The organism is Bradyrhizobium sp. 482_C4_N1_8 (assembly GCF_052075965.1).
GTDB lineage: Bacteria > Pseudomonadota > Alphaproteobacteria > Rhizobiales > Xanthobacteraceae > Bradyrhizobium > Bradyrhizobium barranii.
On the sequence record NZ_CP197231.1, the window covers coordinates 3,502,076 to 3,514,163 of the forward strand.

The window sequence follows — 12,088 nt, forward strand, 5'->3', positions numbered from 1 at the left end:
GACCCCCCGCCTGGCGGAGTCCGGGACGACCCTAAGGTGCACAGGGTTAACGCCGCGTTAGGATTGGGCGCGTCGATTACGGACAGACACAATGCGCTCGAAAAGCCACATCAGCGGCGGGCAGGCCAGCACCGTCAGCGCGCCGAGGTCGAGTGCAACCGCGGCCGTCCCGGCCGATTTGGCCAGCCGGCCGGCCACCGCGGGCCCCAGCATCATCGCGGCATAGAAGAGAGTGTAGAACACGCCCATGCCGATCGCCCTTGTTTCCGGCGCGAGCACGCGGGCGGCCAGGCTCATGATCGGGCCGGCCGGATGGCCGCCGATCAGGCCGATCAGGGCGAGGACCGTGATCACCGCATCCGATCGCGGCAACCAGGCCAGCAGCCCGGCCACGATGAGGCTGGCTGCGGTCGCGAGCGTGAGCGGACGCTTGAAGCGGTCGGCGAGATAGCCGCCTGCTGGCACCGAGATCACCGACAGCCACATCACGAGGCTGATCGCGGAGCCTGCCGCCGCAATGCTCCAGCCGCGCTCGGCGAGCAGGGAGGGGCCGAACGAGAAGATCATGGCGAAGCCGACATTAAAGAGTCCCCAGATCAGGCCCGCGACGATCACCGCCAGCAGCGCGAGGGGATCGAGCCGGCCTGGGCCGGCCGCGCTGACTGTGGCACCCGGCGGCGACTGATAGAGCGTGATCAGCACAATACCGATGGCCGTGAGTGCGCCCGCCGCCAGGAACACCGCGCTTGCGCCATAGGCCGTGCCGATCGCCGGCAGCACCAGCAGCGAGATCGCGACGCCGGCCGGCCAGGAGTTGACGAAGATCGCCATCGCGGTCGCGATCTCCTTCCCGGCGAACCAGTCGGTGCCCATCTTGGTGAGCTGCACCGTCAGCAGCACGCCGCCGGCGCCGGAGACGAGCCGGCCCGCCATCTGCCAGCCCCAGATATCGGTGGTGGCCATGACGAGGCTGCCCGCGGTCATCAGCAGCAGCGCTGCGATCGTCGTCGGCTTGTCGCCAAGCTTCCGGCCGATCGCGCCGCCCGGCAGCGCCAGCACGACGCCAGGCGTGAAGTAGAGTCCGATCAGGATGCCGATATCGGCGAGCCCGACGCCAAAAGTCTGTTGCAGCAACGGCGCGACAGCGGCCACGCTCTGGAACTGGAACGCAATGGTGAGGCGCACGACGAACAGGATCGCAAGAATGCCCCAGCGATTGCGCAACGCTTCATCTCCTCAGGCCCATCTCGAGCGTGCTGTGGGGAGGGACGAGAGTCAACCGGCTGTCTTCCTCGTCGCGCGCCCATAGAGAAGACACAGCAGCGCCAGCAGCACCGCGGCCGAGAGCCCGAGCGACCACTGAATGCCGATCGCCGCGCCGAACAGGCCGACGGTGATGCCGCTGAAGGCCCGCATCCCGAGCCCGGCCATGTTGTAGAGGCCGACGACGCGGCCGCGGATGTCGTGCGGCGCGTTCAACTGCACCAGCGCCTGCGCCATGGTGTTGAAGGACAGCTCGAAGAAGCCCGCAAAGAACAGCAGCACGATTGCGACCGGATAGATCCGCACCGCGGCGAAGCCGAGCAGCGCCACGCTCCACAGCATGGCGAGCATGATCGCGGTGCGCGGCGTGCCCTTCAACCGTCCCCAGGATTCCAGTGCGATGCCGGCGAGCAGTGCGCCGGCTGCGTCGGCCGCGAGCAGAACGCTGTAGGAGACGCCGGGATCGCCGTGGCCGAGATCGCCGGCAAAGCCCGGCATCTGGGCGTGATAGGCGTTGCCGATCATGAAGGAGGTGAGGCCGGCGAGCCAGGTCATTGCGGTCAGCACCGGCTGCGTGCCGATGGCACGCATCGTCAGCACGATGTCGGCAAGGCCGCGCACGGCGAAGCGCCGCACCGCGACGCTCTTGTCGCGCACCGGCGCCCAGAACAGCCACAGCAGCATCGGCAGGTAGAACAGCGTGTTGAAGATGATGCCGTCCGAGGTGCCCAGCGTGAGCATGATGACGCCGCCGACGGCGGGGCCGACCAGGATGCCGAGATAGCGCGCCATCGCATTCAGGCGCACCGCGCTCGGAAGATCCGCGGGACCGACGAGGTCGTAGAGCAGCAACTGGTTCGGCGTCTGCCACAGCACGCCGGCGCAGCCATGGATCACCAGCAGCAGCATCGCGTGCCACATCTGGATGGTGTCGGTGATGAAGAAGAAGCCCCATCCGGCCGAGGCCACGATGAACAGCAGCATGCCGCATTGGATGATGCGCCGGGGATCGAACCGGTCGGCGAGCCCGCCGACCGCGACCGAGAACAGCAGGAACGGCAGCCAGTGCGACAGCACGGCAAAGCCCCCCAGCGTCGGCGAATGGAATTTCTGGAACACCACCCAATAGCTGATCACATGCTCGATATTGTCCGCCATCATCGCCAGCACGTAGGCGATGAACTGGAGCCGGTACGGCACCGACTTCATCGCCGCGAACGATCCGGACGCGACAACAGGATTTTGGGGAAGGGGGTTCAAGCGATCACCTGGGTGGGACTGTTCGGGCCTTACACGTTCGCCGCCGGCCGCTCAAGACACTTGGGTGTATGTCCGTAGCCCGCAATCCGGGACCGCCGACCCCGCATTCCGCAAAGCTCCATGCGGGCTACGAAGCAGCGCGTCACGCCATCTCCGTCGCCAGAAACGACCTGACCACCGCAGCAAACTCATCCGGCTTGTCATATGGCAACCCATGGCCCGCATTCGCGATCACCTCATGGCGGAGGTGTTGATTGAGCCCCTGCAGCTCCCGCGCCGTTTCGACGGAGACAACACCATTGTCTCCGATGACAAGCAGGCTCGGGACGGCAATGGCTTTGACAAGCTCGCGATAATCCGGGTTCGGCGGCGTGAGCACCTCGAAGGCGCTGATCTCGGTCCGCAGCCGCGCATCAACGATCAGGTCGAGCAGCTCGGATGAACGGTGCGGATGCCGCCGCCGGGCCTCGGCCAGTACCTCATCCTTGTCCTGCCCCAGAAGCCGGCGATGCTGCTCGGCGACGTCGCTCCGGTAAACCTCGCGCTGGCGCTCCGGTGCCAAGAAGGTCGGATCGGCGAGGATAACGCTGCGAATGGCCGTACCCATCTCGCTCGCAACCACGGCGGCGGTCATGCCGCCCATGGAATGGCCGAGCAGGATCGGGGCTGTCAGCCCGAGCGCGTCAATGAGGCCGATGACATCGTCTGCGAGATCGCGGTACAGATACCCGCCAGACGGCGCGCTCGATGCGCCATGTCCTCTCGCATCAGGCATGATCACGTCGTACCGATCTTCGAGCGCACGCGCCAACGGTGTCCAGCAGGCACCGCTTCCGGTCAGACCATGCAGCGCAATCAGCGCGGGCTTGTCGCCCCCGGTCCGTAAATAATGGATGTCGATGCCATTTGCCGCGCAGGTCCGGCTCGTCCAGTTTGTCATTCGCAACGACTGTCAAAGAATCAACGCCGACGCCATCCTACCCCAGCGCCTTGACGTAAACCGCATAGGGCACGCCCAGAATATCCGGCGCCTCGCGAACCCTGGTAAATCCCATCCGCTGATACATCGGCAGCGCGACCGTCATGATCGGCGTCGTGTGCAGGGCGATGACCGGCGACCGGTCGCGCTCGGCGCGGCGCAGGCATTCCTCGGTCAATTGCCGGCCGATGCCCTTGCTGCGCGCGGCCGGATCGACCACCAGCATGCGGATGACCGGCCAGGCCGGATCGAAGAAGGCCGGCTTCGGGGCTTGCGGACCGACATAGGCGACGGCGCCGACGATCTGGCCGCCATCCTCGGCGACGATGATCTCGCCGGTTTTGGCAAGCTCCGGCATCTTCGCGACATGGGTCGTAAACAACGGCCAGTCGGAATAGTCCTGCTCGAACTGTGCGAACGCGGCCAGCGCAACGCGCACGATCGCTTCGGCATCCGCTGGCTGATAGTCACGCAGCATCGGCGTTATCCTCGACCGTAGCCCGGATGAGCGCAGCGACATCCGGGGCCGCTGGTCCCGTATTCCACGCTGCGCCATGCGGGCTGCGAGCCATCTCATCCTAGACCAGCGTCCGGATGCAAGCCATTTACGGGTTTGCGCGAGTCGTCAGTATTGACACTTGGCGGCCGCCGAGCCACCTTTCTTTCAGGTGGATACGACCTGCCGCTTGCACCCTTTACGGGATGGTGAACGTATCGCATGCATCGTCTTGGCCCCTTTGCCGAACAACGGGTCAGCAACGCAAGCACTGGCTTCCCGAAGTGTTCAAGCAAAGGAGTAAGCCATGCGCGACTTTCGCGATGCTAAAGCTATGGCGCGCACGCTGCGCGCCTCTCTCGCCTCCAAAGGTCTCAAGATTTCGGTCGCCGAAAGCCTTGAGCTGACCGCCGAGCTGTTTGGCTTGGCTGACTGGAATACGCTTGCTGCCGCGATCCGACGCGGACCGCCGGCGTCTGACACGGCCTCGGCTCAGCCACCGCGTGCGAGCATCAAATGGCCTTCGGGATTTACCCGCGAGCTCGATCTGACTCTGAACAGGGCTCTCACTTACGCCAAAGCGCGAAAGCACGAGTTTGCGACGCTGGAGCATCTCTTGCTTGCGCTGCTGGACGATCCGGATGCCTCGGAAGTGATGAAGGCCAGCGAGGTTGACCTCGAAGCCCTGAGGCGAACCACAGTCTCCTATATCGACGATAAGCTGAGCACTTGGGTGATGATCCGCGACGAGCGCGACACGACGCCGACGGTTGCATTTCGACGTGTGGTGCATCGTGCGACCGTGCGCAGCCTGAAACGTGAAACGAGCGGTCTGGACGTGTTGGCGACCATGTTCAGCGAAACTGCAAGTCCTGCGGTTTGGCTCCTGAGCGAGCAGGGCATGACCAGCGAAGGTCTTGAGAGAGCGCCTCCTCGCGCAAGTTGAGAGAACAGTGAACCTTCTGCCCCGGTGCATTTGAGGTATGCACCTTGGTATTTGCAACGCCCCACGGCTGTCATAGGCTGATCGTCGGCCGCACCAATCAATCATAACAAGCAGGCCGCGAGGACACACCCATGGACCAGATCCGCGTCTGCACCCACGCAGGGCCGGGCTCGGAGCCCGTCATCAAGACCGTGCCATGGCCGAAGGTCGGCAAAAAGGCTGCGCTGATCAAGGTCGGCGCCTGCGGCGTCTGCGGCACCGATCTGCACATTCTCAAAGGGCATTGGCCGAAGCCGCTGCCCTGGCCGTTCACGCTCGGCCACGAGCTCGGCGGAATCATCGTCGAATGCGGTGAGGAATTCACCGAGGACTTCATGAGCAAGCCGCTCAAGGTCGGCTCGAAAGTGATGATCCCGCCGCTGATGCCCTGCGGCCACTGCTATTACTGCATCCATTATCCGCAGACCGCCAACAAGTGCCTGACGCCGGTCTATTACGGCCGCTATCTCGGCTTCGACAAGGCGCCGCATATGTGGGGCGGCTGGGCCGAATATGTCTATGTCGATCTCGAGATGCTGCCGGGCACCAAGATCTACAAGCTGCCCGACGACATGTCGCTGCGGCTGGGCGCGCTCTCGGAGCCGCTGACCTCCTGCATCCGCGCCTTCAACCGCGCCAGTCGCGCCGGTGGTTTTTCCTGGGGCGACACGGTGGTGATCCAGGGCTCGGGTCCGATCGGCATTCTCGCGGTCGCGGCCGCCAAGGAGATGGGAGCAGGGCGCGTGATCTGCGTCGGTGCGCCGGAGGAGCCGCGGCTCAAGCTCGCGCGCGAGTTCGGCGCGGAGGCGACGGTCAACATCGAGGAGATCAAATCGCCGCAGGAGCGCATCGCGCGCGTCCGCGAGATCGTAGGCCATTTCGGCGCCGATCTCGTGATGGATTGCTCGGGACATCCGACCGCCGGCCCCGAAGGCATCGAGATGCTCCGCGACGGCGGTACCTATGTCGAGATGGGTCAGTTCACCGACGCCGGCTCGATCGAGACCTCCTGGCACCGCATCTGCACCAAGGACCTCAACGTGCTGGGATCCTGGGGCTTTACCGGTAATGATCTCCCGCTCGGCGTCGACATGCTCTACCGCACGCGTGACAAATATCCCTGGCTGAAGATGCAGACGATCTATCCGTTCACGGAAGCGGGCGTCGCGCAGGCGGTGAGGGATGCGATGGCGATGAAGACGGTGAAATCGACCATCGTGCCGTGGCCGGAACTGGTGGACTAGATAATGCCGTCTATTCCACCCGATCTCGCAGCGTTCCTGGTCGAAGCCAAGCGGCGCACCTATGCGGGGCTGGACGACGACGCGACCGTGGCCGCGCCGCTGCTCGCCGGCTCCAAGCAGCTCGAGCATCGCGAGCCACCTTATGCCTATCGCGATATCTATTTCGGGATGGGATTTTTCGTTGGCCAAGAGACCGTGTCACAGGATGACCGCGTCATCTGGTCGATGAGCTACAGCGGCGGCGCCCGTGCGGACATCACGGATCGGTCCACGCTGCTCGAGATCTACAAATTCCTGCGCCAGGCGCTGTTGGGCGTAAGCGTCGAGGAGCCTTATCGGGGACCGCGCCTGTTCGAGCAGGCAGGCATGACTTACCGCAACGAGGTCGAAAGGGCGCTCGATCGCTTCCACGGCGTCGAGACGATCTCGCGGCATGATGGCGCACCGCTGTACGAGCTGCGCTATAGCGGTGGTTTGTTGCGATAATTCTTGAACCTTGTAGCCCGGATGGAGCGCAGCGCAATCCGGGGCCGCCGGTCCCGCATTCCGCTCCATGCGGGCTACGAGCCTGAGTTTGGAATGAGGGCTACAATGACAGACGAACCTAACCCGCGCACCCGCTCCCCCTTCAACGCCATTCGCGCGATCGACTACACCGTCATATTCGTGCGCGACATGGCGGCGATGCGCCGGTTCTACGAGGACGTTATCGCCTTTCCGCCGCTGCGCGAGCTCTCGCCGAACTGGATCGAGTACGGCCTGGGCAGCAATACGCTGGCGCTGGCGAGACCAAGCCGGACCGCGGCCGACGCGCCGACGCCGGCGGGCAGCGCTTCGCTGCAACTGGCCTTCAAGGTGTCCGCGACCGAGGTCGATCAATGTGCCGATGAACTGGTGCGGCAGGGCGTGGCACTGCTGTCACCGCCCACAAACCAGTCGTTCGGACACCGGACGCTGTTTTTTCGCGATCCCGACGGCAATTTGCTGGAGGTCTATGCCGAGATCTGAGGCGCCCAAAAAGTTCCATCGGGAATCCCCGATCTATCCATGTTAAGGTGAAACTTAGGCCCAGGTTCCGACTTTCACTTCACGGGAGAGGTATCGTGAAGCGAATCCTGAAACCCGTTACTTACATCCTGGCGGCCATCTACTTCCTGGTGGATGCCGTCTTCATGGCCGTCGCGCGGCCAATGGCGCGCTGGATTGGGCGGCATTTCGAATTCAAGTGGTTGCGCACCTGGATCAGGTCGCTGTCCCCTTATCCCTCGCTCGCCCTGTTTTCCGTGCCCGTGATCATTCTGGAGCCGATCAAGCCCGTGGCGGCCTACCTCGCTGCAACGGGTCAGGTCGTGAGCGCCGCCGTGACTTTCATCATCGGCGAACTGCTCAAGCTCGTGCTGGTCGAGCGCCTGTTCCATCTCACGCGCGACAAGCTGATGCGGATTCCGGCGTTCGCCTGGGCGTACGGCAAGTTCTCCGAGGTGAAGGCGTGGCTGCAGGCAACCGACGCCTGGCGCGCCATCCGCGCCCTGAGCCGCGCGGCGAGGGACACAGTTGCACGGGTAAAGGCGAGGCTGGTCGGCCGCTTCAGCAAGCTGGCGACCTCCAGGGATTAGACGCGCGCCAAGCGCGTTGTCCTCTATGCGAGCTTGCGTGCTGCGGCGGTGGCCTTGTCGCCCGTGTTCGGGGTGCCGGTGGGCTCTATGAGCAGGAGGTGAACCTCCTCGCGTGCCACCGGGCGATGCTCGACCCCTTTGGGCACGACATAGAGTTCGCCCGGGCCGAGCGTCACCGTGCGATCCCGCAATTCGATGTCCAGACTGCCTTTCAGGACGAGAAAGAAATCGTCGGTGTCATCGTGCTTGTGCCAGGTGAACTCGCCCTTCACCTTCACCACCATCACGTCGCAATCGTTGAAGGTCGTGACCGTGCGCGGCGACCAGAAATCCCCAAAGGTCGCGAGTTTGTCGGCAAGCGATATCTTGTCGCCCATGTTTCACCCCGTTGCTCTCTCGTGAGGCACGATTTGGGATCGAATGACCGACGTGGCAAGGCCAGCTATTTGACGTGTCCTGATAACATGGCCTCCGCCCATTCCGGGCGGCCGTTGGCGAGCGCCTGCGCGGACGCGGCTTCCCAGTCGTATTCCAGGGCCAGCAGTTCGACTTGCCAGCCTCTTGTTCGTTTCGTGAGGATCGCGTAGCGGGCGTGAGGCGAGCGATGCTCCAGGTTTGCGGCAAAAGGAATGTCCGCGAACACCGGGCAACCAACGCTGCCGGGATTGAGGACCAGGCGGTCGCCCGGGCCCTGAACAGCCGCTTGGCGGTGGCTGTGACCACACAGCACGACACGCGCCGTTGGCGCGCTCGAAAGGCGCGCGGTCAGCACGTCGCGACGCGCCGGCACGAAGCGGCCGTCCTCGAGCGCTTCTTCGAGCAGGCACGTCGTATCGTCGTCGGGTGTGCCGTGGCAGGCCAGGATCCCGTCGTCCAGCCGTATTTGGGAGGGCAGGCTGTGAAGTGCGCGGCGCTGCTCCGCGGTCAATGCGCTACGCGCAAACAGACCTGCCGGCGAGAGCTTGTCGTCTGGAAGCTCCTCAATCCAGCGATCATGATTTCCGCGCACCGTCGGCAACGACAGCGACTGGAGAGCCTCGAAAGTTTCCTTTGGCCACAGCGGGCTGGTGACGCAATCGCCGAGGTTGACCGTACGATCGACGCCGCGCGCCTTGATGTCGGCCAGCACCGCTTCCAACGCAGCGAGATTGCCGTGGATATCGGAAATGACTGCCAATCGCATCGTCGTGCTCCCCGTGCTGCTTTGCCTGAACTTAACTCTGCCAGGTCACCGGACCTATCTAGCATCGGCTGATGGGACGTTCACCAACTAGCCATGGCTGATCTGATTTCCTTCACCACCGTCGCGCCGACGACCTTGGTCCCCTCCAGCTCCCGCACGATCCGCTCGTCCGGCCCGACGATGCCGAGATCGAACTCGCGGTCCGGCGTGACGAGGATCATGCGCTGGCCCATGATGGCCGGGCGTTCGGCATGGATCGCGCAGCCCTGGCCGGGTTTGCAGTGCCGGCACCAGCTTCCAGCCGGTATGGCCAACGCCTCGATGGCCATGACCTTGCAGCAAAGCGAGCAATCGCCGCAGGCGCGTTTGGCGGAAGGCGTCACGCGGTCGTTCCCTCTAAGCCGGTTGGCTTCAGGTTAATGGAGGTGGCCGCAAAGGTCCGCTGCAACCTTCAGGCGCGGTTCTTTCCGTCAAGCCATGCATCATAGGCATGGTGATTCAAGAGCACTTGGCGTAAAGAGCGCCCTGATCACATCCAGCGTGCGGCCGGGCCGTTTGCCGCGCACGCAACTCAGGTCCGCCGGTTCACCGTTCCGCGCCTGACATTAACCAAGGTTCTCCATCCCGTGTCTTTTCCGGCCCTGACCCCGCCGCTCGCCCACGCTTTGGCCGAGCGGAACTATGATTCACCCACCCCCGTCCAGCTCGCCGTGCTCGCGGACGAAGCCGCCGACCGCGACCTCCTGGTTTCGGCCCAGACCGGCTCCGGCAAGACCCTCGCGTATGGCCTCGCCATGGCCAAGGATCTGTTTGGCGATGCCGAGCGGTTCGAGCAGGCGGGGGCGCCGCTCGCCCTGATCGTGGCGCCGACCCGCGAGCTCGCCTTGCAGGTTCAGCGCGAACTGGCATGGCTGTATGGGCATGCCGGCGGGCGGGTCGTCTCCTGCGTCGGCGGCATGGATCCGCGGCGCGAGCAGCGCGAGCTTGCGGCGGGCGCTCACATCGTCGTCGGCACGCCCGGCCGGTTGTGCGACCATTTGCGTCGCGGCCGTCTCGACATCACGGAATTGAAAGTGGTCGTCCTCGATGAGGCCGACGAGATGCTCAATCTCGGCTTTCGCGAGGACATGGAATTCATCCTCAAGACCACGCCGGAGACACGCCGCACGTTGCTGTTCTCGGCGACGTTTCCGCGCGGTATCGTGGCGCTGGCCAAGCAATATCAGCAGCAGGCGTTTCGGATCGAGGTCGCCGGCGATGAAGGCGGTCACGCCGACATCGAGTACCGTGCCATCCGGGTCGCCCCCGGTGATGTCGAACATGCCGTCGTCAACGTGCTGCGCTTCTTCGAGGCGCCGAGCGCGCTGGTGTTTTGCAGCACGCGCGATCACGTCAGGCATTTGCAGGCGGCGCTGCTGGAGCGCGGCTTCTCCGTGGTCGCGCTGTCAGGCGAATTGACGCAGAACGAGCGGACCACGGCGCTGCAGTCGCTCCGGGACGGACGCGCTCGCGTCTGTGTGGCGACCGACGTCGCCGCCCGCGGCATCGACCTGCCGAGCCTCGATCTCGTGATCCATGCCGATCTGCCCAACGACGCCGAGGTGATGCAGCATCGCTCCGGCCGCACCGGGCGGGCGGGCCGCAAGGGGACGAGCGTCCTGCTGGTGCCGCCTGTACGGCGGCGACGTGCGGAAATGCTGCTGAATGTCTCGGGGATCGACGCGGTCTGGGGAACGGCACCGCAGGCGGAGGAAATCCGCAAGCTCGATCACGACCGCATGAAGGACGTGTTGTTCACCGAGGAGACGACCGCGGACGATCTGGTGCTGGCGCAGGCGCTGCTGGCCGAGCGGTCGGCCGAGGATATCGCAGCCGCACTCGCGCGGCTCTATCGCGCACGGCTGCCGTCGCCCGAAGACATCATCGATCCCGGCGAGCGAGCCGGCCGGCCGCGCGACGATCGCGGGCGCGACAATGTCCGCGCACCGCGCGACGATGCCCGCACTTCGCGCGGCGATGATCGCCCCGAAAGAGCCCGACCCAAATCAGGAAAATCGTCGGCGAAACACGGCATGGCGGACGGCAGCGTCTGGTTCCGGGCCAACATCGGACGAAGAAAGAATGCGGAAGCACGCTGGCTCTTGCCGATGATCTGCCGCCGCGGCGGCATCGACAAGGGCGACATCGGCGCCATCAAGATCATGGACACGACGACCGAGTTCGAAATTTCCGAGCGGGTCGCGGAAACCTTCGCCGCCAAGATCAAGCGTCCGGACAAGGAAGACAATATCCGCCTCGAACCGATGACGGATGCGCCGCAGCGGCAGGCGCCTTCGGAAGAGCGGTCAAAGCCGCCCCGGCGCGAGAGCGGCGACAGCGATCATCGCGAACGTCGCGACGATCGCCCGCGCGATGCAGCTGGATTCAAGCCACGCGACAAGGCTCACGGCGAGCGCAGGCCGAAATTCGACGATGCTCCCTCGTTCGGAAAGAAAAAGAAGCACAAGAACAAGCCTGGCCATGCCGAGCCGGCGGTCACGCCGTGGCCGTTGAAGGGCGCGCCTGGAAAAAAGAAGGCGAAGAAAAAGCATCGGGGCTGAACTGCGCCTGACCGTGCAGACGGCAATGATGCCGCCGGATTGCGCCGGCGACATCATCTGAAAAGTCAGCTGCGAACTCAGCGGCCACCGCCACCGCCGCCACCACCACCTCCGCCACCGCCACCGCCGGCATCGCGCATCGACGAGCTGTAGCGGGGGTCGGTCTGCTTCATGTAGATGGGCGAGGTGTCGTGAGTGAGGTTGACGCGGCTTCTGCCGCCCGGGGTCGGCGTCTCGACCAGGATACCGCAGCCCTCGAAGAAGGCGGAATCGCAGCCATAGGTCCGGACCTGCGCCGCGTTGGCACTGGTTGCGCTGAACGCGGCCGCCGCGGCGAATGCAATCAAAGCAACTTTCGACAATGTGAGTTTCATGGAAATTCTCCAGTCTCGGTTCGGCGAGACCGGAACGGCCCGCGCACACCTTCGACGGGGGATGATCGAAGGCGGTTCGAGGGACGGC

14 protein-coding genes are annotated in these 12,088 nt (G+C 64.5%); 6 read left to right on the top strand and 8 right to left on the bottom strand.

The annotated features are described in order from the left end of the window. Nucleotides 1–57: 57 nt before the first annotated feature. From AB7Z56_RS16360 to AB7Z56_RS16375, 4 genes are all read right to left on the bottom strand, one after another. The gene (locus tag AB7Z56_RS16360) at nt 58–1,224 is read right to left on the bottom strand and encodes an MFS transporter (protein ID WP_354124455.1); all 1,167 of its coding nucleotides are present in this window, start codon (nt 1,222–1,224) and stop codon (nt 58–60) included. 51 nt (nt 1,225–1,275) lie between these two features. Then, a complete protein-coding gene (locus AB7Z56_RS16365; protein WP_354124454.1) occupies nt 1,276–2,523 on the bottom strand; it encodes an MFS transporter in 1,248 nt (415 codons plus the stop codon). 142 nt (nt 2,524–2,665) lie between these two features. After that, nucleotides 2,666–3,463, bottom strand: a complete 798-nt coding sequence (locus AB7Z56_RS16370) for an alpha/beta fold hydrolase (protein ID WP_354124453.1) — start codon at nt 3,461–3,463, stop codon at nt 2,666–2,668. Between the two features lie 37 nt (nt 3,464–3,500). Continuing rightward, nucleotides 3,501–3,980: a GNAT family N-acetyltransferase gene (locus AB7Z56_RS16375; RefSeq protein WP_354124452.1), complete on the bottom strand. Its 480-nt coding sequence runs from the start codon at nt 3,978–3,980 to the stop codon at nt 3,501–3,503. 325 nt (nt 3,981–4,305) lie between these two features. Here AB7Z56_RS16375 and AB7Z56_RS16380 point away from each other — a divergent pair, with 325 nt between their 5' ends. The 5 genes from AB7Z56_RS16380 to AB7Z56_RS16400 all read left to right on the top strand — a co-directional run bounded on the left by AB7Z56_RS16380 (nt 4,306) and on the right by AB7Z56_RS16400 (nt 7,843). After that, on the top strand, nt 4,306–4,944 hold the full coding sequence (locus tag AB7Z56_RS16380; protein ID WP_354124451.1) for a Clp protease N-terminal domain-containing protein: 639 nt from the start codon (nt 4,306–4,308) through the stop codon (nt 4,942–4,944). A 131-nt stretch (nt 4,945–5,075) separates the two neighbouring features. Then, nucleotides 5,076–6,227: a zinc-binding dehydrogenase gene (locus tag AB7Z56_RS16385; protein ID WP_354124450.1), complete on the top strand. Its 1,152-nt coding sequence runs from the start codon at nt 5,076–5,078 to the stop codon at nt 6,225–6,227. 3 nt (nt 6,228–6,230) lie between these two features. Continuing rightward, nucleotides 6,231–6,713, top strand: a complete 483-nt coding sequence (locus tag AB7Z56_RS16390; protein ID WP_354124449.1) for a DUF5680 domain-containing protein — start codon at nt 6,231–6,233, stop codon at nt 6,711–6,713. Nucleotides 6,714–6,818: 105 nt separating this feature from the next. Further along, nucleotides 6,819–7,235, top strand: a complete 417-nt coding sequence (locus tag AB7Z56_RS16395; RefSeq protein ID WP_441256362.1) for a VOC family protein — start codon at nt 6,819–6,821, stop codon at nt 7,233–7,235. 95 nt (nt 7,236–7,330) lie between these two features. Next, on the top strand, nt 7,331–7,843 hold the full coding sequence (locus AB7Z56_RS16400) for a hypothetical protein (RefSeq protein ID WP_063982492.1): 513 nt from the start codon (nt 7,331–7,333) through the stop codon (nt 7,841–7,843). A gap of 23 nt (nt 7,844–7,866) precedes the next feature. Here AB7Z56_RS16400 and AB7Z56_RS16405 read toward each other — a convergent pair whose 3' ends face one another. From AB7Z56_RS16405 to AB7Z56_RS16415, 3 genes are all read right to left on the bottom strand, one after another. Further along, nucleotides 7,867–8,220 (bottom strand): cupin domain-containing protein, encoded by a 354-nt coding sequence (locus AB7Z56_RS16405; RefSeq protein WP_354124447.1) that lies wholly within the window; start codon nt 8,218–8,220, stop codon nt 7,867–7,869. Nucleotides 8,221–8,285: 65 nt separating this feature from the next. Then, the gene (locus AB7Z56_RS16410) at nt 8,286–9,026 is read right to left on the bottom strand and encodes a metallophosphoesterase family protein (protein WP_354124446.1); all 741 of its coding nucleotides are present in this window, start codon (nt 9,024–9,026) and stop codon (nt 8,286–8,288) included. A gap of 80 nt (nt 9,027–9,106) precedes the next feature. After that, on the bottom strand, nt 9,107–9,409 hold the full coding sequence (locus AB7Z56_RS16415; RefSeq protein ID WP_354124445.1) for a hypothetical protein: 303 nt from the start codon (nt 9,407–9,409) through the stop codon (nt 9,107–9,109). 243 nt (nt 9,410–9,652) lie between these two features. Here AB7Z56_RS16415 and AB7Z56_RS16420 point away from each other — a divergent pair, with 243 nt between their 5' ends. Beyond that, complete coding sequence (locus tag AB7Z56_RS16420; protein WP_354124444.1) at nt 9,653–11,626, top strand: DEAD/DEAH box helicase; 1,974 nt, start codon at nt 9,653–9,655, stop codon at nt 11,624–11,626. 77 nt (nt 11,627–11,703) lie between these two features. Here AB7Z56_RS16420 and AB7Z56_RS16425 read toward each other — a convergent pair whose 3' ends face one another. Further along, nucleotides 11,704–12,000, bottom strand: a complete 297-nt coding sequence (locus AB7Z56_RS16425; protein WP_135216652.1) for a hypothetical protein — start codon at nt 11,998–12,000, stop codon at nt 11,704–11,706. Between the last annotated feature and the right edge of the window lie 88 nt (nt 12,001–12,088).

What these genes read in the sequence shown, in the direction of transcription:
- AB7Z56_RS16370 (WP_354124453.1), bottom strand. Translation starts at nt 3,463, where the DNA reads ATGACAAACTGGACGAGCCGGACCTGCGCGGCAAATGGCATCGACATC.
- AB7Z56_RS16375 (WP_354124452.1), bottom strand. Translation starts at nt 3,980, where the DNA reads ATGCTGCGTGACTATCAGCCAGCGGATGCCGAAGCGATCGTGCGCGTT.
- AB7Z56_RS16380 (WP_354124451.1), top strand. Translation starts at nt 4,306, where the DNA reads ATGCGCGACTTTCGCGATGCTAAAGCTATGGCGCGCACGCTGCGCGCC.
- AB7Z56_RS16385 (WP_354124450.1), top strand. Translation starts at nt 5,076, where the DNA reads ATGGACCAGATCCGCGTCTGCACCCACGCAGGGCCGGGCTCGGAGCCC.
- AB7Z56_RS16390 (WP_354124449.1), top strand. Translation starts at nt 6,231, where the DNA reads ATGCCGTCTATTCCACCCGATCTCGCAGCGTTCCTGGTCGAAGCCAAG.
- AB7Z56_RS16395 (WP_441256362.1), top strand. Translation starts at nt 6,819, where the DNA reads ATGACAGACGAACCTAACCCGCGCACCCGCTCCCCCTTCAACGCCATT.
- AB7Z56_RS16405 (WP_354124447.1), bottom strand. Translation starts at nt 8,220, where the DNA reads ATGGGCGACAAGATATCGCTTGCCGACAAACTCGCGACCTTTGGGGAT.
- AB7Z56_RS16410 (WP_354124446.1), bottom strand. Translation starts at nt 9,026, where the DNA reads ATGCGATTGGCAGTCATTTCCGATATCCACGGCAATCTCGCTGCGTTG.
- AB7Z56_RS16425 (WP_135216652.1), bottom strand. Translation starts at nt 12,000, where the DNA reads ATGAAACTCACATTGTCGAAAGTTGCTTTGATTGCATTCGCCGCGGCG.